At 51.6% G+C, this 18060-nt stretch carries 18 protein-coding genes; 9 read left to right on the forward strand and 9 right to left on the reverse strand.

Annotated features, from left to right (window positions below; all coding sequences use genetic code 11):
• Positions 1-535: 535 nt before the first annotated feature.
• The 3 genes from ADICEAN_RS00070 (at position 536) to ADICEAN_RS00080 (ending at position 3492) form a co-directional block, all read left to right on the forward strand.
• On the forward strand, positions 536-2155 hold the full coding sequence (locus ADICEAN_RS00070; protein WP_009193429.1) for a hypothetical protein: 1620 nt from the start codon (positions 536-538) through the stop codon (positions 2153-2155).
• 201 nt (positions 2156-2356) lie between these two features.
• Positions 2357-2749 (forward strand): hypothetical protein, encoded by a 393-nt coding sequence (locus ADICEAN_RS00075; RefSeq protein WP_009193430.1) that lies wholly within the window; start codon positions 2357-2359, stop codon positions 2747-2749.
• A 275-nt stretch (positions 2750-3024) separates the two neighbouring features.
• Positions 3025-3492 carry an Hsp20/alpha crystallin family protein gene (locus ADICEAN_RS00080; protein WP_040395851.1) on the forward strand — a complete coding sequence of 156 codons (468 nt, stop codon included), beginning with the start codon at positions 3025-3027 and terminating at the stop codon, positions 3490-3492.
• Between the two features lie 55 nt (positions 3493-3547).
• Here the strand turns inward: ADICEAN_RS00080 and ADICEAN_RS00085 are convergent, their stop codons facing one another.
• Together ADICEAN_RS00085 and ADICEAN_RS00090 are read right to left on the reverse strand one after the other, a co-directional pair.
• Positions 3548-4786 (reverse strand): MFS transporter, encoded by a 1239-nt coding sequence (locus tag ADICEAN_RS00085; RefSeq protein WP_009193432.1) that lies wholly within the window; start codon positions 4784-4786, stop codon positions 3548-3550.
• Between the two features lie 119 nt (positions 4787-4905).
• Positions 4906-5739, reverse strand: coding sequence for a ChaN family lipoprotein (locus ADICEAN_RS00090; RefSeq protein WP_236612837.1), 834 nt, complete (start codon positions 5737-5739; stop codon positions 4906-4908).
• 229 nt (positions 5740-5968) lie between these two features.
• Here ADICEAN_RS00090 and ADICEAN_RS00095 point away from each other — a divergent pair, with 229 nt between their 5' ends.
• Positions 5969-6178, forward strand: a complete 210-nt coding sequence (locus ADICEAN_RS00095) for a hypothetical protein (RefSeq protein ID WP_009193434.1) — start codon at positions 5969-5971, stop codon at positions 6176-6178.
• Between the two features lie 10 nt (positions 6179-6188).
• Positions 6189-6551, forward strand: coding sequence for a hypothetical protein (locus tag ADICEAN_RS00100; protein WP_009193435.1), 363 nt, complete (start codon positions 6189-6191; stop codon positions 6549-6551).
• A gap of 102 nt (positions 6552-6653) precedes the next feature.
• Here ADICEAN_RS00100 and ADICEAN_RS00105 read toward each other — a convergent pair whose 3' ends face one another.
• The 3 genes from ADICEAN_RS00105 to ADICEAN_RS00115 all read right to left on the reverse strand — a co-directional run bounded on the left by ADICEAN_RS00105 (position 6654) and on the right by ADICEAN_RS00115 (position 9427).
• Positions 6654-7967 carry a peptidoglycan DD-metalloendopeptidase family protein gene (locus tag ADICEAN_RS00105; protein ID WP_009193436.1) on the reverse strand — a complete coding sequence of 438 codons (1314 nt, stop codon included), beginning with the start codon at positions 7965-7967 and terminating at the stop codon, positions 6654-6656.
• Positions 7968-8136: 169 nt separating this feature from the next.
• Entirely contained in the window at positions 8137-8328 is a 192-nt protein-coding gene (locus tag ADICEAN_RS00110) for a CsbD family protein (RefSeq protein WP_009193437.1), read from the reverse strand.
• Positions 8329-8530: 202 nt separating this feature from the next.
• Positions 8531-9427 (reverse strand): outer membrane protein assembly factor BamB family protein, encoded by an 897-nt coding sequence (locus ADICEAN_RS00115; RefSeq protein WP_009193438.1) that lies wholly within the window; start codon positions 9425-9427, stop codon positions 8531-8533.
• 312 nt (positions 9428-9739) lie between these two features.
• Between ADICEAN_RS00115 and ADICEAN_RS00120 the strand changes: the two genes are divergently transcribed.
• Together ADICEAN_RS00120 and ADICEAN_RS20740 are read left to right on the forward strand one after the other, a co-directional pair.
• Complete coding sequence (locus tag ADICEAN_RS00120) at positions 9740-10012, forward strand: hypothetical protein (RefSeq protein WP_040395862.1); 273 nt, start codon at positions 9740-9742, stop codon at positions 10010-10012.
• A gap of 308 nt (positions 10013-10320) precedes the next feature.
• Positions 10321-11112: a fasciclin domain-containing protein gene (locus tag ADICEAN_RS20740; RefSeq protein WP_009193440.1), complete on the forward strand. Its 792-nt coding sequence runs from the start codon at positions 10321-10323 to the stop codon at positions 11110-11112.
• A 270-nt stretch (positions 11113-11382) separates the two neighbouring features.
• Here the strand turns inward: ADICEAN_RS20740 and ADICEAN_RS00130 are convergent, their stop codons facing one another.
• The 4 genes from ADICEAN_RS00130 to cfa all read right to left on the reverse strand — a co-directional run bounded on the left by ADICEAN_RS00130 (position 11383) and on the right by cfa (position 15688).
• On the reverse strand, positions 11383-12543 hold the full coding sequence (locus ADICEAN_RS00130; protein WP_009193441.1) for an acyltransferase: 1161 nt from the start codon (positions 12541-12543) through the stop codon (positions 11383-11385).
• A gap of 371 nt (positions 12544-12914) precedes the next feature.
• The gene (locus ADICEAN_RS00135; protein ID WP_009193443.1) at positions 12915-13835 is read right to left on the reverse strand and encodes a DUF6340 family protein; all 921 of its coding nucleotides are present in this window, start codon (positions 13833-13835) and stop codon (positions 12915-12917) included.
• A 152-nt stretch (positions 13836-13987) separates the two neighbouring features.
• Positions 13988-14467 (reverse strand): DUF4199 domain-containing protein, encoded by a 480-nt coding sequence (locus ADICEAN_RS00140; RefSeq protein WP_009193444.1) that lies wholly within the window; start codon positions 14465-14467, stop codon positions 13988-13990.
• 99 nt (positions 14468-14566) lie between these two features.
• Positions 14567-15688, reverse strand: coding sequence for a cyclopropane fatty acyl phospholipid synthase (cfa, locus tag ADICEAN_RS00145; protein WP_009193445.1), 1122 nt, complete (start codon positions 15686-15688; stop codon positions 14567-14569).
• A 444-nt stretch (positions 15689-16132) separates the two neighbouring features.
• Between cfa and ADICEAN_RS00150 the strand changes: the two genes are divergently transcribed.
• Positions 16133-17146: a fasciclin domain-containing protein gene (locus ADICEAN_RS00150; RefSeq protein WP_009193446.1), complete on the forward strand. Its 1014-nt coding sequence runs from the start codon at positions 16133-16135 to the stop codon at positions 17144-17146.
• 264 nt (positions 17147-17410) lie between these two features.
• On the forward strand, positions 17411-18049 hold the full coding sequence (locus ADICEAN_RS00155; RefSeq protein WP_009193447.1) for a hypothetical protein: 639 nt from the start codon (positions 17411-17413) through the stop codon (positions 18047-18049).
• Positions 18050-18060 lie beyond the last annotated feature (11 nt).

Raw genomic sequence — 18060 nt, forward strand, 5'->3', positions numbered from 1 at the left:
TACGGTGATAAGTTATGAAATTGGGACATACTGTTTTTGGGCATATTACATGGATCAGGAAGCGAACCAATGCTGTTAAATCCCTAGTGTGCTGAATGTGAGGATGCTAGCCTGCTGTTGGATTTAAGCAGGTTTTGACTTTTTAATACCATTGCATTCGGGTGAAGTACTATCTTGCCATAAGGGTTTTCCCTTAGCTGCTCTTCTCTCTCTTGCGACGGGCAATCTGTGTGAATAGCTGCAGATTAAGCAGTTTAGGTAGAAAATGAATGAAAATTTCTTCTTCCGGCAAATCCCTTACATGGCCTGTGGCGGTTACGTGCCAGCGCCGACAGAAACTAGCATAGGAGTAACAGGTGCCGGCAGCAGGGGGCTGGGGCGGCAAAGCTGACCCGCCGCCCAGGGGAGCCTGGCAGAAAAAGGGGAGTTGGCAAAAACTTCAAAATTGTCGCCGTATTTAGGGCGTAAAAATAGAGCTTAGCATACATATTGTTTAACTTGTCCGTTGATAAGGGGCTATTTTCCCAAATTCTGCATGAAGTATATCCTATCCCTGCTGCTGGCACTTTGCTGCAGCTCCCTGCTAGTTGCGCAGCCCAGAAATGAGCAAACCACCATTCTATGGGGAAGGCCCTATGAAGAATCCCGGCGATCTACCCTGGCCGATGTGATCGGACATGACGCCTCCGGCATCTATACGCTTAGTTTTAAGGCTGGAATGTTTTACGGCCTGAACTCCAGGTTTACTCTGGAGCATTATGATATCAACATGGACCAGGCCCGTACCGTAGAGATCGACCTGGAACACAATAATGCCAAACGAAGCCTGGAGCGGATTGTGCACTACAACAATCGCCTGTTTATGTTCACCTCACAGGCCGATCAGAAGAGCAAGGTCAATAGCCTGTACATTCAGCCCATTAATAAAACCAGCCTGTTGCCCGAAGGGGAGCCCCGGCAGGTGGCCCGCATTGATTATAGCGGTCATTCCAAAAACAACAGCGGATCGTTTGGCTTTGAAGCATCCCGGGACTCTACCAAGTTTCTGATCTTCTACAACCTGCCCCACGACTCCCGGGAGCAGGAACGCTTCGGTTTTCATGTGCTGGACTGGGAAATGAACCCCCTGTGGGAGCAGCAGATCGAGCTGCCCTATAAAGAAGACCTTTTTGAGGTAGAGCGCTATAAGGTTGATGACCAGGGCAATATCTATCTGCTGGGCCGTATCTTTAACCAAAAACGCAAGCTGCGCAGACGGGGGGAGCCGAACTATAAGTACCAGATCCTGGCCTACCGGAATGAGGGTACTCTGCTGACAGAATACCCGGTAGAGATGCCCGGCAGATTCCTGACGGATATGCAGCTGGCCATCCTGCCCAATCAGAACCTGGTGTGTGCCGGTTTTTACTCCAACGAAGGTACTACCAGCATCAAAGGCAGTTATTACCTGACCCTTGATAGCAAGAGCAAGCAGGTGACCCGCCAGAGTGTAAAGGAGTTTGGGGCCGATTTTCTTACCGAAACCCTCTCAGACAGCAAGGCCCGAAAGACCAAGTCCAGGATAGAGAAGGGAAAGAACATAGAGCTTTACCAGTTTGATCTGGACAACCTGATTCTGCGCGAAGATGGCGGCGCCATTCTGGTGGGGGAGCAGTACTTTGTGCGGCGGGTTACCTATACCAATGGGCGCACCACCACTACCCGCACCCTTTATTATTACAACAACATCATTGTGGTGAATATTGACCCCCGGGGGGATATTGCCTGGGCACATCAGATCCGCAAAAGTCAGCGAACGGTAGATGATGGGGGATTCTACTCCTCCTATACCATGGCGGTAGTAGCGGATAAGCTTTACTTTATCTTCAATGATCACCCCCGCAACCTGGCCCCTAAAAAGAACAAGTTCTACTCCATGAATACAGCCAGCAAAGAAGCACTGGTGGTACTGGTGGAGGTGGATAGCCAGGGACAGCAAACCAAAACGCCCCTCTTTATGTCGGCCGATGCCGAGGTGATCATTCGCCCCAAAGTATGCGAGCAAATTGCTCACAACCAGCTGGTGGTATTTGGGCAGCGCAAACGCAACCACCGTTTTGCCAAAATAACCTTTACAGCAGCCGATCGTCCTCTGGAGGAAGTATCAACGAAATAGGGGGCAGGCGCCGGCATAGAAAGAGCGGGGGTGCAGCAATGCAGCCCCCTTTTTGTGGAAATAGGGGTATAGAAAGGGGTATCCGGCCGGTTAGCCTGCTTTGTCAGGAGCAGAAGATTTTCCTGTGTAGGGGCATGAACCATGGTAGGTGGGGTGCGTAGATACTAAGGAGAATTTTTTGACATTTAACATATAGTACGTATGGATAATTTTGTTTTGCTGTACCACTTTGAGGATAAAAAGGCCGAGCAGGTTTTTGAAAAGGAGATCGCAGATCGCTTTTCCCGCCACACCACAGAGCAAACGGGTAATGTGCGTTATTTTGGCTTTGCCGAACGGGCCGAGCCTGCCGCTGTTGATAAGCTGAATACCATCCTGAACCGGGTAGACATTGGCACAAAAGATTATGTAGCCCTGTACCATGCAGGTAAGAGTGATCCGGACATGATCCAGCGCCAGATGCTGGTGGGGCATGATACCCATGTAGAGAAAAAAGTCCAGCGTCTCTCGGAAGATGCCCATCGGGATAGTCTGAGCCGTCTGCTGGAGTACAGGTATGATAAAGTAAATCAACAGCCTAAAAACAGGTCATAAACGCTCATTACCCTATATAAACCCAGATGCCGGATCCTGCCCCAGGGCAGAGGTCCGGCATTATTCTTTTTGCGCCCCGAGGGGATGGACAGGGGGGGAGGGATGTGACAATCAGGTGTCATAATGGCATTATATGGAGAATGAGTAGAGGGATTTGCTGACAAAATTTCAGATTTAGGGGCAGGCAGGAGGCTGATCAGGCTATTTTTTGGGCTTGGTATAGGCTTTGTAGCACTTAGGGTGTATAGCATTTAACACTGTAAACCCTAGCACATATGTTACTGATAAAAAAAGGAGGTAGTATGAATCAGCTAAGCAAAACCAACGGTACGCTATTTCCCAGCTTTTTTGATCTTACCCGGGAATGGATGGATTGGAACAATAGCAACTATGCTGCATCCGGCAGCAGCATTCCGGCTGTAAACATCCGGGAAACGCAGGAAAACTTTGAAGTGGAAATGGCGGCGCCCGGCATGGCAAAGAAAGACTTCAGAATTGAGCTGGACAATGGGCTGCTAACCATTTCTGCAGAACGCAACCAGGAGCAGGAGCAGCAAAATGAGGGCCGCTACACCAAGCGGGAGTTTAGCTACTTCTCCTTCAGCAGGTCCTTTACCCTGCCCAAGAATGTGGTAGATGAAGAAAAGATTGCCGCCAGGTATGAAGATGGGGTGCTACGCCTGCTGATCCCAAAACGGGAAGAAGCAAAACCTCGTCCACCCAAGCAAATTTCCATTCGCTAATGCATAAAAAGAGCGGGTCTCAGTGAAAGGCCCGCTTTTTTTGTGACTGGACTGCTTAGCGGCCCTTCAGGATCCTGCGCCTTTCAACATCGGGCAGTAGCCAGGTAACCATGCCCAAGAGGGGCAAAAAGGCGCACAGCTCAAACACATACTGGATGCTGGTACGGTCGGCCAGCTCGCCCAGCACGGCAGAGCCTATGCCGGCCATGCCAAAAGCAAAACCAAAGAACAGGCCCGATATGGTACCGATCCTACCCGGCACCAGCTCCTGGGCATAGACCAGAATGGCCGAAAAGGCAGAGGAGATGATTACCCCAATGCACATGCTCAGCACGGCGGTCCAGAACAGGTCTACATAGGGGAGAAGCAGGGTAAAGGGGGTGGCGCCCACAATTGAGATCCAGATCACCCATTTGCGGCCAATACGGTCGCCCACAGGCCCCCCGATAAAGGTGCCCGCTGCTACGGCAAACAGAAATAAGAACAGGTAAACCTGCGAGCTCTGCACCGATACGCCAAATTTCTGGATCAGAAAAAAGGTAAAGTAGCTGTGCATGCTGGTCATGTAAAAATACTTGGAGAAGATCAGTACCAACAGAATTGCCAACGCATACACTACCTTCTTTTTAGAAAGCACCTCCTGCTGCATCTGCCCTGTAGCAGCGGTGCTTTTTCTTTTATGATGGGGCAGGTGTAGGCTATACCATCCTCCCAGGCGGTACAGGATCACAATGGCCAGCAGGGCGCCCAGGGAAAACCAGAGCACATTGCCCTGCCCAAAGGGAACAATGATAAGGGCCGCCAGCAGCGGGCCAAAGGAGCTGCCTGCATTGCCCCCTACCTGAAAGAGCGACTGCGCCATGCCATGCCTGCCCCCGGACGCCATGCGGGCCATGCGCGAAGCTTCTGGATGGAATATGGCTGATCCCATGCCAATAAGGGCCACTGAAATCAGCACCAGCGGGAAGGTGGCCGCCTGGGACAGCAGCACCAGGCCAAGCAGTGAAAAGCCCATACCGATGGCCAGCGAGTAGGGCATTGGTTTGCGATCGGTATACCAGCCTACCAGAGGCTGCAGCAGCGAGGCTGTAAGCTGAAAGGACAGGGTAATCAGTCCCACCTGCGAAAAGCTCAGCTGGAGGGTGTCTTTTACAAGGGGGTAAATGGAGGGGATAAGCGATTGCAGCGTGTCATTCAGCAAATGTGAAATGCTGAGTGCAAAGAGCACCGGAAAAACGGTGCCCTCTGCTGCCTGTCTCACCTTGTCCGGAGCTTCCTGTAGTAGTGGCGCCATAAGCCTTCGCAAAAAGGCAAAGCTATGGCATTGGGGGCAAATTGTAGGGAGATTGCTGCCAGAAAATTAAGTGCCTGGAAGGAGTGGCGGTGCGGGGCCGTACACTGGCCGGCAGGGGGCTACTGCACCTTTTCCTGTACCACCAGAATAAAATCTGCGGTATTTCGGTTTGCCTTCTCCAGTTTTTTAACCCCCTGCTGCTCCAGGGTGGTGATAGTGGCAATGCGCAGCTCTGGTTGCTGCTGTAGCAGGTACCAGACAATGCCCTCCCGGTTCTTGCTATGGTAGGCGCCATTCAGGTGCAGGATTTTTCCCTTTTCCAGATGCTGTAAAATAAAGTGGGCCATGGTGGCATCTTTAATGGCTTGCGCCTTCACCAGGTTTTCGCTGCTGGCTGGGTTGCCATGGCCGCCCATGCTGTGCAGCATGGCCTGATAGCCCGGCAACTGCAGATCTACCACTATGGGCAGGGGGGCTATCCAGCGCCTGGCTTCTGCCGAGAGCGAGTCAAGGGCTTCCAGGCCCTGCCGGTACACCAGGTTGGCATAGCGGCGGGGGATGTTGGAGGCAATGACGGGCAGCCCCTGCTCCCGGGCAAAATCCAGCAGCGGTTTATAGTCGGTAGGATAGCCGGGCCAGACCTTGGCCTCGCTCAGCAGGTGCTTTTCGGGGATCAGGCCCTGCAGGTATTCATCCAGCACCAGCTGGTTGTCGGCCTCAAACATTTCCATGGCCAGCTGCAGCTGCGGGTTTTTGGCATGCAGGGCCCGGGCAAGGGCGAGCTGTAGGCGGTGGGCAATGGGGTTGCCATGGAGTTCGCCAAAAAAGACCACATCGGCCTGCTGCACTTCTTCTACCAGCCGGCTAAAATCGGCGGGCCTGCCTGTGCTGTGAAAGATCCGGTAGGCGGCCAAATCCTGAGCAAAACCTTGCAGGGGGGTAGAAAAGATCATAAGCACAAGCAGGCAGGGGTAAAGGCAACGCATAGGGGCTGAACTACGAAAAATGGTAGATGCATAATAGCCGCATGAGGCATGGGAATGAAAAAAGTGGCCGCCTGCGGTCTGCCTATCAAGATAGCGGTTATGTCCCAAAAAGCCAATCGTCCTGGTGTGTTGAACAATAGCCGGGCTGTATGTAGTTTATCAGTACATCACCTACTACTAGCCAGAACTACTACAAATGGAAGAAGAACCTTTAGGGCAGGCACTTCGCACCTACATCACCACCAAGATCAGGGAGCTGGGCGAATGGGTAAAGCCAGATCCGGCAGATTCCCTGCTGCTGCAGGTGCTCAAGCTTATGTACAAAAGTGTAGTGGTGTTGCTGCTAACGGCCCTGTCGCCGGTGGTGCTCCTCTTTCTGATCATTTCTTTTGTTGGGGGATTTTAAGAAACACAGCATGCTTATTCTACGCTCTCCTGTATTTATTGCCTGCTGCCTGCTGTTTGTGCTGCATCAGCTGTTGCAAAAAGGCATGGGTGTTTCCATGCCGTTCCTGGATGCTTACCTGGACAGTTTTCTGGCCATGCCCATTCTGCTGACCCTTCTGGTGGTAGAGCGGCGCCTGCTCTTTAAGCGGGGCAATCATTACCGCCTTACAGCCCTGGAGGCAGTAGTGGCTACCAGTTTTATCATTCTCATCTCAGAGCTGGTGTTTCCGGCCTTCTCCAGTCGCTTTACGGCCGACTGGCGGGATGTAGTGGCCTATTCTGCAGGAGCACTGCTTTTTATGCTCACAACCAACCGATTTGGTGTGGTCTGATGGGGGAACCTGCCGCGTGCACCGGAGTTGAGAGGATTATGGATACTACCCCCCCCCTCGCTTTACTGCACGATGGCCTGGTCCGGGCTCAGTCGGTGTTGCTTACCGGGCCAGCCACCCCACTACTCCCTGGGCGGTACGTACAAAGGCAAATTCTCCAAAATGGGCCAATACTTCAACTGAGCTGTTCTCCTCCAGTTCCCGTACGGGCACAGCCTGTGGTGTGGCCTGGCTGCGCAGCAGGCTGGGGGCTGCTACCTGCAGCGGCTGGCCGCTGGTGGCAGCGCTTACATAGCGCTTGGGCACAAATCCCTGGCGCTGGTCGGGCAGCGAGATGCGGTACCAGTCGCCTGCCTGGGCTATGATCTGCACAAAGGTATCGCGTGGCAGCTGGTCCAGTACCGCCTCTGCAGTGCCGGGCCCCGAGCGCAGGTTCAGCTGAGTAGCGGTGATCTTGTAGGCCTGGGCCTGGTAGCTGGTGTCCAGCGGGCTGGCTTCTACGGCTGCTTCCAGTGTACGGATGTAGTTGATGGGGTCTTTGCTGCCGCGCTGATAAATGCCAAAATGCAGGTGGGGCGGTGTGCTGCGGGCATTTCCGGTATTGCCTACCAGCCCAAGGGTATCCCCCTGCGCAACCCGTCTGCCGGAGGCTACCAGCTGCGAATCGAGGTGGGCAAAATAGTAGGTGTGGCCCCGCTTGATATCCTGCATCCAGATCACTTTACCGCCCAGCCGGTTGGTGCCTACCCGCGAAACTACACCGGAGGTGGGGGCTACTACCGGCGTGCCGCGCGCCGCAAAAATATCCACGCCCTCGTGGCTGCGCTGCCCGCCATCCCGATCGGCTCCATAAAAACTGCCTATGGAGCGGTTTGAGGCGCCTGATACAGGGTTGATCAGCACAGGGGTAAGGTTAAGGGAAAGGGTGTAGTAGACATCTGTGAGCAGTTGTGGCTGCAGGCGCAACAGGCAGTGCTGGTCCTGCCGAAACTCATAGTTGAACTGCAGGCTGGAGTCGGCCTGCACCACTTCAGATGCCTGTCGGTCCCAGCGATTGTTTTGCCAGACAAAAAGATCCAGATAGAGTGTGGTAGTAGGCTCAGCGGTAAGGGCGCCATCTACGGTAAGGACCTGCCCCTCCCGGCCGTCAAAGCGATAGGAGCGGGCATCAGGCGTAGCGGCGGCAAAGTAGCCCGCTTCGCTTAAGGGCAGGCGTATTTGTACCGAGTCGGTAAAGACCCGCTGCCCGGCAGCCAGCCAGCGTTGCGCCATGGGGGTTTGGTCCAGGCCGGCTTTTTCCAGCGAACGGATGTATTGCTCATAAGGGGGTATGCTGGTAAGGGCTTGTTTGATTGATCCGTTGCAGCCGACCAGTACCAGGGCCAGCAGCACAATCAGGGAGTGTAGTAGTTTCATGTGTGGTAATTGCCTCATTGTCAGCTTATTTTTACGGGGCCAGCGTAATCTGGTTTTTGTCTGGCAGGGGGTCTGGAGGCCGGTCAAAGCGGTAGGGAAGGGGGTAAAAAAATAAGCACCCGTTCTGGCGGGTGCTTATGAAGGCTAAGATCAGGCAGGGTAGCCCTGCTTAGATGCGGTCTATCCAGCTTTTGATCTTGTCTTTGGTTTCGCCAGTCTTCTGCTGAAGTCTGCCTAACCATTCATCTTCCTTGCCCTCCTGATAGGTAACATCGTCGTCGGTCAGGTTACCATACTTTTGCTTCAGGCTTCCTTTGATCTCGTTCCAGTTACCTCGGGCTCTATATTCTTTTGAATGCATAATTCTATGAAATTGGTTTGTTTATAGGTACGGAAGAACATAAAATAAGGTTTTTGGACTCAGCAGGCCCTGTTATTTCAGGTGCAGCTCCAATAGCCACAGGCTGTTGCCATTCATGCTGGCCGAAGGGCTGGTTATGGGGTATACCCTTTAGGTGATTCTGCACTAGCCGCAGCTGTTTGAAGGTATTGTAGCGAATCTCCTATCGCTGCAGGCGGTAGGCCACCACCCGGTTGTCGCTAAAGGTAGGCACCAGCAGCAGGTTTTGCTCCGGCACGTAGGTAATGTCGGCCGAATTGATCTTGTCGGCCTTGGTGTCCAGCAGTTTTACCTTCTCCTTGCCCCGCTCTACATAATAGACTTCACCCTGCCAGTTGGAGACCAAAAAGGTGTTTTCGTCCACAATGCCAATGCCATCGCCACTGCCAATACCGCTGGCCAGCACGTCCCCTTCGCCCTCGGCTGTTATCTGCTGAAAATCTGAAGATGCCAGGTAAACAGCTCCATTGTGGTAGGCCAGCCCGTTGGGCGAGCTCAGGCCGTTTTCCTTCCATACCCGTACCTTGTCATTTTCCAGGGCATAGATCTTGTTGTCCTGCATGTCGGTAAAGAGGATCATGCCATTGGCCGCTACGGGATCGTTCAGAAATTTGGCTCCTTTTACAGGATAGCGCTTGCTGATCTTGCCATTGGCATCAATGGCCACCAGCGCATCAATATCGGTTACATACAGGGTGCCTCCCTGCATCGCCATGCCTTTTGGGGCATGCAGGCCACTTACCCATTCCTTTTGCACCAGCTTGCCATCCAGTGACAGCTTGGAGATAAACCCTTTACCATCTTTGTCAGTTGGGTTGCCCACAATGTTGCTGACATAGAGCATGTTTTCGTCCGGATTGTAGAAGACCGATTCAGGAACGTCCAGCTCAGCTTCTGTAGCCCAGGCCTGTTCCAGCCGCGGAGCCCGGGTGCTGGCATCGGCCTGGCTGGCGGTGGTATCAGCCGCAGGGGCCTGGCTGGTGGTGTCGGCTTCTCTGCGACTGTCGCAGGCGCCAAATAAAAGGGAGCTGCCTACCAGCAGCATGCCTATCTTTTTCATGGGATAAGGAATTGGTTGATGATGGATTTTTTATTTAAAAAGCAGTTTTTACCCCTTTTGTTTGCGGTTGGGAGTGAGGGGGGAGAGGCAGCCGGATCTGGACAGCAGGATGGAGCAAAACCAGATGCAGGGCATGTTTGGCCAGCTATCGTCAGGCAGCAGAAGGGTATAGGCCCCCTAGCTGCTGGGCATTGCAACCAGTGCCTGCCCGGTATTTTTTTTGGTAAATCGGAGCCTTATTTTTTGAACATTCCCTACAGGTGCGCGTTCAAAATGAAGTACGAACTAATTTTTCAAACTAATTCTAACATTATGGAAACCAGAACAACAGAGTTTAAAAACAGACCAGCTGCCAACAATAATCCCGAGCACAAAGAAGGGCCAGTAGCCACTGCTATTGAAGAGCAAACCGCCAAAATCCCTTCAGATGTGTTTCTGTGGGCTGCTCTTGGTTCAATGGCTGCTTCTCTCACCCTTAAAGTACTGGGGAAAGATGAGACGGCCCTGTTTGTGGGCCAGTGGGCTGCTCCCTTCCTGCTTTTGGGTACTTACAATAAGATTGTTAAGCTGGAAGGCCACGACTGATCCTAAGGCGTTAACGATTAAACGTATTTTGTTGAGTAAAAAGGGAAGCCCACCGGCTTCCCTTTTTTTACAGGCCAATGGTTAATCTTGCTGGTGAACAGTACTGTTTAAACCTGCGGTAGAGAAGTGCTAATATAAATAGTACAACTTCTGCATGCTGAGTAAGAGGCCATAATCAGCTCGTTGGCTGGTTTTGCTAAGGGATAAGATAAAAAAGGTCAACAATTTAGAGAGTGCTGCGTTAGAAACAAAGGATGCAACCATCAATTTTTTAAATACCTAAAGTACAATATTAAATTTTTGAGATTATGAAAAAGAGATTTCTTACACCTATAGCAGCAGTAGCAGTTGCCAGCCTAACGGTATTTGGCTGTGCAAGCTCAAATGATACCCGTGAAGCAACCGCCTATGGCACCCCTCAGAATACTACTGTGTATGATGACGATGCCACTACTGAAACACAAGGCACAACCGCTACAGACTATGGTACCACCGAGACGCAGCCGGTAAGCGATACCCAAACAGGTACTACCTATGGAACTGAAACCCAGACGCAGGGGATGGAAACGGACCGGATGTCAAATACGGAAGTAGGCATGCGCGATACCGACCTGTTTAGTGAAATTGATAATACCGAGCAGTACAGCGTTATGGACCTGGCGCGTATGGACCCCAACTTCTCTACCTTTGTACGTCTGGTAGATCAGGCCGGGCTAACCGCCTCTCTTGAGCAGATGGACGGTCCAATCACTGTTTTTCTGCCTACCAATGCTGCCTTTGAGGAGCTGCCTAAGGAGCGGTATGACTACCTGACCAATACTGAGAACAATGCTGAACTGGTGCGCATTCTGCAAGCCCATGTACTGGCCTCAGAGGTAACCTCTATCCAGTTTACAGGTCGTCAGGTGATCGAAACTTCTCAGGGTAACCAGATACCCGTATATACAGAAGGCGGCACAGCTGCCGGTGGCATCACCAGCATTACCATTGGGGGTGCCTCCATTATTCAGCAGGATATTGACGCCTCTAATGGTGTGATCCATGTGATCGACGGAATCATTATTCCGGAAGATGATCGTGGCAATACCATTATGGACTAAGCTTTTCCCTCTCCGGAGGGTAACTATTCAACAAGAGGCCATCCCATAGGGGTGGCCTCTTTTTTCTGTTCCGGACAATAAAGGAGCCTTCCTGAAATTACATGCTGTGAACTGCTGTGCTATACTGTAGCGTAGTAGCCAGAACATTTGTTCCAGGCATTTAGCTTACCTGCACAGTCGGGTCGTGTAGGCTGGTTGGAGCCTTTGGCTCGGATGTCCATCCAGTGCTACTGTCCTGATAGGTGTTATTTGTAAAGTAAAGGCAAAGCCTCAGCGGGCTTCTGTGCGGGGCGGTTCCTGTGGTTGTGTGGTTGATCCGCTAGTGGTGGCCCCAGCCGGGGGGTGAGAGGAAGGTCTTGGTGGGAAAATATGTTGCAAGCGGATGAGATCGCTTTTTTGCATGAGCAAGTGTACAAGGGGTGCCAGAAGATATTCCCGCAATCGGTCGACCAAGTATCCGGCCATGAATATTCCAAAGGTAATCAGAAGCAGGTATCCAAAGTGAAGCATAGCGCTGCCTTGCAGGCTTGTTGTGAATACTTGCTCTATAAGGTGCTGGCGCATTAGGGGGTGGTCATGAAAAAGATAAACTCCCAGCACATAAGGCGATATGCTGTTGATTAGGCCGCTATGCAGACTGAACCGTTTGAACATAAAAAAAAAGGCAATAGCGGAAAGCAGCACAATGGGGTTGTTGTAGGCAAAAACAAGGCTAATTCCCTTGCCAGTGAGGTGTTCTATGCTGGCATAGGCAAGCAAAAAGAGTAGGAGCGAACAACCCATGTAAACGGCAGGCGACCACTTGGCGAGTTTGGCGGTACTGTAATGCCTGCGGATGTACTGGCCCAGCAGGTAGATGTGGATAAAGCTAACAAGTGAAAAACCCCTGTTAAAGCCCATGGCCGAGTCTTCAAAGAGCAACCCACCTACACAATTCAGGAACGTTAGGCTGAGAACTACAAAGAGAAACTGCTTTTTTGAGAAGGAATCAACCGCTCGGTTGAGGAGCGGGCTTAGTAAGTACAGTGCAAAATAAGCTGTAATGAACCACCAGGTGCCGGCAAAGATAGGCATCAGGCTTTCCAGTAGCTTTACTACTCCTAACTGGTGGAGGGGTGTGCTTTCCAGAGCTACCAGAAAAAGCAGGGAGTAAAAGGTGGTTTGCAGGATCAGGCTCAGCGCCGTTCGGATCTTGAGTCGTATCCGATAGTAGCCTGAAATGAACACAAAGCAATTTACTGCCAAAACCAGAAAGCTTTTGAGCAGAATGTAGATAAGGTCGGTGGACGTAGTGAGGGTAAAGGTTTCGCCCGACCCTACGCCAGCTCCATGCACCAGCAGATGAAATCCAATGATCATCAGCATTAGTACAATTCTCAGTAACTCTATATTTGACTCTCTGCTTACCGGAGTAGTAGTCAGAAATTTCATAAATCGTAACACTTGGTGTAGGAAAAGAATGTATGCCCAACCTGCGGTACCAGCAGCCTGAGGCTACGGTGCCCTTTCTGGTAATGTTCCTTGGGGAAAGGCTCTGCCCTCAGGAGCAGAAAAAAGGAAGCTGTGTAGTAGCAGCCAGGCTAAAAAAGTTAGATGTACCCCATTGAGCAGAACGAAGGCTCAAAACAGGGGTGCCATCAGGGTGGAGTAGGGGTGGTATGGTTAGCTAAAAAAATCATAGCGATCTTTTCCGTAGAAGGAAAGAGAATTACTAGCCTTGAACGGCAGGTTGATACTAAGGTTTCAAAACCTGCGCTATCGGTGCGGCCAGATCGAAAGCCTTTTTTATCCCGGCTTACTCTTTAGTAGACCAGCAGGGCCAGGCGGTTGTTCTGGCGTTTGGCTTGCAAGGCCCATTGGCGGGCTTCCTCCAGTCGGCCCATTGCTTCATAAATCACTGCCAGATTATAGGCAGCCTTTGCAGCATCTTTGGAAGTGCCCTGGGCTATGGGAGTGAGCAGGCTGATGGCGGCCGGCCAGTTTTCATTTGCCATCAGGGCAGCGGCTACTTCCAGCTTTTTCATAGAATAGTAGGGACGGATGTAGCTGACAGGCTGGGGATAAAGGCGTTTCCAGTATTCATTGCCCGTGTGCCAGGCCAGCTCGTTTATGGTGGGTCCTGCTTTGCCGATAGAGGGGCCTACGGCCAGCAGTCCGCTGATCACAGGCCTGGACTGGTAAGGCTTTTCTTCTGTAAGGGCGATGCGGTCCAGCTGGCGGCCGGTACTGTCATAAAGGGCCCACTTGGTTTTCGTTTGCAGGGTATAATAGGCTGTTTTAGAAACACTGCCATCCTCATTTTTAATCCGCTCAGTTTCCTGGTGCATGGCAACCTCAAAGCCCTCCAGGGCTAGCAGGAGGTGGTAGGGGTGCTGGCGATACACCTCTCCGATCTGCGCTATGCTCAGGGGTTCGTCAGCAGCCTGCTGCAGGTGCTGTGCCGTATCGGCATGCACCAGCTGGTAGGTACTATCCAGAGCTATGGCGGCAAGGGTCCCTAAAAAAGCCTCGTGCGCCCCCTGGGTGATTGCTTCAATTTTCCGCTCCCGGTCATAGGGCAGGAGCGCGGGATTAAAGCGGTTCAGTACCACTACTTTCCATTGCTCGTTGGTAATGGCTACCTCTGCCGGGCGAAGGGTGTTAATATACAGCTGCGAGGTGCAGCTGCTCAGGCTGCAGGCCAGAAGCACGCCAATACACAACAGGAAGGCAGGTTTTTTCATAGAACGGCAAGTTACACAAGCCTGTTCAATACGTCAATATTCTACCATTTATTTGAATTATTAGAATAGGGGAATTGCGCACAAAGCCGTCCGCAGGCTTGGCTGCTGCTATACATAAGCTGAAGCGGAGCCAGCTTCTTTGCCAAAAGGAGTTAGTAATTGTGAACTGAATCCTGCATATGGCTGGTTTTGAGCCGCTGCATGCAGGCAAAGGTGAGGATAAAGCCGTAGATCATGGTTTCCAGAAACACCAGCATGGCCAGTACAAGAGGGCCGAAGGTGACATTGAGGGGCAGGTTGCCCTGAACGGCCTCTATAAAGCCAGGATTCAGCCAGCTGTAGGCACCTATGAATATGCTGAAGATAAGGGCGCCCACCAGTAAAATTACCATGCCTACGCCCAGGCCTTTAAAATAGGTCCAGTAAGAGCGTGTGTGATGTTTGAAATACTGCAGGCCTTTGTAGACGACAAAAAAGATGAACACCAGGTTGAAAAATCTGAGCCAGGATCTTTCTTCCAGCCCCAAAAGTGACATCAGCAAAAAGAAACCAATGTTGGCGCCGGCCAGGATAAGGCCATACCGGATACCGATCTGCTCAATGGTAATGCGTTTTTTATCTGTGGCTTCCATGGGTCCTCCTTTTTTTCTAAAGAACTCAGCATTGCCTTAACTGTTGCTAAAAAAGCAAAAAGGCTGGGAATGAAAGCCTTGTCTCCTTCGGCTGTATTCCTACCGGATGCTCGTATAGCCGCCCAGCACGCCTTTTTTAGAAAGGACCAGCTGCCAGAGCTGGTTGTTGCGTGCTCTGAAGGAGCCGGCGCTTGATAGCAAATAATAGGTCCACATGCGGTAGAAGCGTTCGTCATACTCCTGCTTTAGCTCCTGCCAGTGGCTGGTAAAATTCCGGTGCCAGGCCATCAGGGTAGGGTCATAATGGGGGCCAAAGTTATGCAGGTCTTCTACAATGAAAAGGTGCTCCATAGCCCGGCTCAGTTGTTTGAGGGAGGGTATCAGGCAGTTGGGAAAGATATAGGTGTCGATAAAGGGATCGGGTGCGGTCTTAGAGAAGGGGTGTCCTATGGTATGGAGCAAAAAGAAACCTTCATTGTGCAGGCAGCGGGCGGCTACCTGCATATAAGTGCGCATGTTGCGATGCCCCACAGCCTCGGCCATGCCAATGGATACAATATGGTCAAAAGGTTCATGAATGTCCCGATAGTCCTGAAAGCGTAATTCTATTGGCAGTCCCTCGCACAGCTGTCTGCCCAAGGCCAGCTGTTCGTGTGAGATGGTGATGCCTACCACTTCAGCCCCATAGCGCTCTGCGGCAAATTTGGCAAAACTGCCCCATCCGCAGCCAATATCCAGTACACGCTGACCCGGCTGAAGGCCTATTTTGCGGCAGATCAAATCCATTTTGTCCTCCTGGGCCTGGTCCAGGCTAGTGGCTTCTTTCCAGTAGCCGCAGGTGTAGGTCATGCGCCTGTCCAGCATGCGCTGGTACAGCCGGTTGCCAATGTCATAATGCCGGTGAATGTTCTCTACCGCTTTTTGTTTTGTTTGCCGGTTGCTGATCCGGGCAAGCAGCACATCCAGCTTGCCCCGCCAGCTGAGGCGGGCCCGTTTGTAAAGATCAGCCCTCAACGCCCGGTAAAAGAATTCGTCCAGCTGCTGGCAGTCCCACCAGCCCTCCATATACGACTCACCCAGACCCAGCGTGCCCTGCTGGAGCACGCGCTTGTAAAAGGCTGGATTGTGGATCTGAAGGTCCCAGGGGTCCGGCCCATTGATCTCAATATCAGCAAGGGATAAAATGTCAGCCACATGCTGGCGTAAACGTGCGGTGCTCATGCGGGTAGATTGGGAGGTAAATGCACACGGTTGGCTATCAGGCAGTGCCCACTTTAATATACAAATTTTTTTGGCAGTTGCTGTACTGCTGCTGGCGTGCCGGCTGTCAGCTGCATGCTGAGGACTAAATGGTCGGCTGGCCACAAAAGGAAGACCAAAAGGGATGTGATAAAATTGCCTGAGCGATAACGTTTAATCTTATATTTAAATGATAAACAATTTTGCACTACCCTTTCAAATAGTATAATGCAGGAAGTTTGTTTATGAAATCAATAAACAATCTAAAAAACAAATATTAGCAAGTAAAATCTTGCTGAGATAAACAGAATTAAGAAACCAGATAATCCATATTTGTTTATAATTTATTAAATATTCTAAAACAATATCGCATGTGCTCTGTTAAGGTTATCATGCGTTAAATCTTTATCCAATCTATTTTCCATCATGCAAAAACAACTTAACACCCCAAGCCCCTATCGCACCCTACTGAAAGGGATGCTGGGCCTGTTCCTTGGACTACTGGCAGTTGCCTGTACCCCAGACGAGGAGGTGCTTCCCGCCGATGAGGCGCAGGAGGTAAATCTTGATCTCTATGCCCTGCTGGAGCGGTATAACCAGCAGGCTAGTGGGGAGCAGGAGCGCCATGCAAACGCCGCTAAGGCCAAAAAGCCCAGTTTTAGTACCCTTACTGTAGCTCTGGCCAAAAGTGGCCTGATGGGTACAGTGGCCAGCCAGCAACTAACCCTTTTTGCCCCGACCGACGAGGCCTTTGCTGCCCTGGGTCTGAATAAGCAAAACATTGGCTCGGTTCCCAATCTGCGGGAGATCCTGCTCTACCATGCGGTTGCCGGCAAGGTATATGCGGCTGATCTGAGCAATGGTTTTGTGCCTACACTCAATGGTGCAGCAGTAGAAATAACACTGGGAAGCAGCGTAATGGTAAACAGTGCTACAGTAGTTTTAGCGGATATCAAAGCACGCAATGGTGTGCTGCATGCCATAGACCAGGTGCTGCTGCCCCCGGATATGAACCTGGTAGAACTGGCCCTTAGCTTTGATCCGGAATTCTCCATTCTGGTAGAAGCCGTTCAGAAAGCGGGTCTGGTGAATGTGCTGGCAAGCGGAGGCCCCTATACCGTATTTGCTCCCACCAATGCTGCTTTTGCCGATCTGCTGGCTGAGCTGGGTGCCTCCAGTCTGGATGATATCCCCCTGCCCGTGCTTACAAAAGTACTGCTCTACCATGTGGTAGAAGGACGCGTGTACTCCAGTGATCTGAGCAGCGGCGATGTGCCTACCCTGGCCGACCAGACCTTTCGGGTGAATACCGAAACCCTGACCATCACCGATGCCAATGGACGGGAAGCTGGCCTTGTGGCACCCCTACTGGATGTGCAGGCTACGAATGGGGTGGTTCATGTACTGGATAAAGTAATACTCCCCGATCTCAGCATGTAATGGTGTTTTGTTGACTGGTGGAGAGGGGGCCGTGCAAACGGTCCCCTTTTTTTGTAGCACAGCTTCTGCCCCCAGGGATGCCTCCAGGGCTGCTTAGGCATTTGTTATGCAGGTGCTGGCCCATATTGGCGCCTTTCAAGAAGGGCTGTGAAGTAACTAATGCGCAGCAGGTGGGTACAAAAAGTAAATAGGGTGCCGAATTGTGTAAATGACTGAAAACGTGTATCTTAAATTATGCGTTTTCCTGTACCCCTTTTTGCCTGTATGGTTGGTTGTTTGCTGGCAACACAGCAGGCCTATGGGCAGTATGAGCCCGCAGCCCGGCAGCAGAGGGGGCAGCTGCCTGCATTTCTGTTTGAGGACTTTTTGCCTGCCAGCGTGCTGTTTAAGTCCGGCACCACAGCCAGGATAGCCTTTAACTACAATTGCATTTCAGAAGAAATGGTGTTTGTGCGGGAGGGAAAACTGCTGGCGCTTGATATGCCCGATGTGGATACCATTTTTATTCAGCACCGCAAGTTTGTCCCTGTCGATAATGCTTATTTTGAAGTGCTTACTACCCCTTCCGGGCTTGTGTATGTGCGGCATAAGACGCTTGTAACCAAAAAAGGAAAGCCGGCCGGCTATGGGGGCTATTCCGAAACGGCAGCCATCAGTACCCTTAATAGTTATGAGTTTGAAGAGAATGTGGTGCCACTCTCGGTGTATGCGGGTGCAGAGCTGAAAGATGCCAGCCGCTTCTGGATCTGGCAAGATCATCGGCTGGTAGAAGTGAGTACGCCCAAGCTGCTTCAAAAGGTTTTTCCCGATCACAGGCAACACATCCAGCACTATGCCCGGGAACATAGGCTGGAGCGCTTTACACAGGAAAAGCTGCTGATGCTCCTGGCGCAGCTGCAGTAGCAGCATAGATA

It is taken from the genome of Cesiribacter andamanensis AMV16 (genome assembly GCF_000348925.1).
Classification (GTDB): domain Bacteria; phylum Bacteroidota; class Bacteroidia; order Cytophagales; family Cyclobacteriaceae; genus Cesiribacter; species Cesiribacter andamanensis.

What these genes read in the sequence shown, in the direction of transcription:
- ADICEAN_RS00155 (WP_009193447.1), top strand. Translation starts at nt 17,411, where the DNA reads ATGGTTGGTTGTTTGCTGGCAACACAGCAGGCCTATGGGCAGTATGAG.
- ADICEAN_RS00110 (WP_009193437.1), bottom strand. Translation starts at nt 8,328, where the DNA reads ATGCATTCAAAAGAATATAGAGCCCGAGGTAACTGGAACGAGATCAAA.
- ADICEAN_RS00075 (WP_009193430.1), top strand. Translation starts at nt 2,357, where the DNA reads ATGGATAATTTTGTTTTGCTGTACCACTTTGAGGATAAAAAGGCCGAG.
- ADICEAN_RS00080 (WP_040395851.1), top strand. Translation starts at nt 3,025, where the DNA reads ATGTTACTGATAAAAAAAGGAGGTAGTATGAATCAGCTAAGCAAAACC.
- ADICEAN_RS20740 (WP_009193440.1), top strand. Translation starts at nt 10,321, where the DNA reads ATGAAAAAGAGATTTCTTACACCTATAGCAGCAGTAGCAGTTGCCAGC.
- ADICEAN_RS00120 (WP_040395862.1), top strand. Translation starts at nt 9,740, where the DNA reads ATGGAAACCAGAACAACAGAGTTTAAAAACAGACCAGCTGCCAACAAT.
- ADICEAN_RS00150 (WP_009193446.1), top strand. Translation starts at nt 16,133, where the DNA reads ATGCAAAAACAACTTAACACCCCAAGCCCCTATCGCACCCTACTGAAA.
- ADICEAN_RS00130 (WP_009193441.1), bottom strand. Translation starts at nt 12,543, where the DNA reads ATGAAATTTCTGACTACTACTCCGGTAAGCAGAGAGTCAAATATAGAG.
- cfa (WP_009193445.1), bottom strand. Translation starts at nt 15,688, where the DNA reads ATGAGCACCGCACGTTTACGCCAGCATGTGGCTGACATTTTATCCCTT.
- ADICEAN_RS00140 (WP_009193444.1), bottom strand. Translation starts at nt 14,467, where the DNA reads ATGGAAGCCACAGATAAAAAACGCATTACCATTGAGCAGATCGGTATC.
- ADICEAN_RS00070 (WP_009193429.1), top strand. Translation starts at nt 536, where the DNA reads ATGAAGTATATCCTATCCCTGCTGCTGGCACTTTGCTGCAGCTCCCTG.
- ADICEAN_RS00095 (WP_009193434.1), top strand. Translation starts at nt 5,969, where the DNA reads ATGGAAGAAGAACCTTTAGGGCAGGCACTTCGCACCTACATCACCACC.
- ADICEAN_RS00090 (WP_236612837.1), bottom strand. Translation starts at nt 5,739, where the DNA reads ATGATCTTTTCTACCCCCCTGCAAGGTTTTGCTCAGGATTTGGCCGCC.
- ADICEAN_RS00115 (WP_009193438.1), bottom strand. Translation starts at nt 9,427, where the DNA reads ATGAAAAAGATAGGCATGCTGCTGGTAGGCAGCTCCCTTTTATTTGGC.
- ADICEAN_RS00100 (WP_009193435.1), top strand. Translation starts at nt 6,189, where the DNA reads ATGCTTATTCTACGCTCTCCTGTATTTATTGCCTGCTGCCTGCTGTTT.
- ADICEAN_RS00085 (WP_009193432.1), bottom strand. Translation starts at nt 4,786, where the DNA reads ATGGCGCCACTACTACAGGAAGCTCCGGACAAGGTGAGACAGGCAGCA.
- ADICEAN_RS00135 (WP_009193443.1), bottom strand. Translation starts at nt 13,835, where the DNA reads ATGAAAAAACCTGCCTTCCTGTTGTGTATTGGCGTGCTTCTGGCCTGC.
- ADICEAN_RS00105 (WP_009193436.1), bottom strand. Translation starts at nt 7,967, where the DNA reads ATGAAACTACTACACTCCCTGATTGTGCTGCTGGCCCTGGTACTGGTC.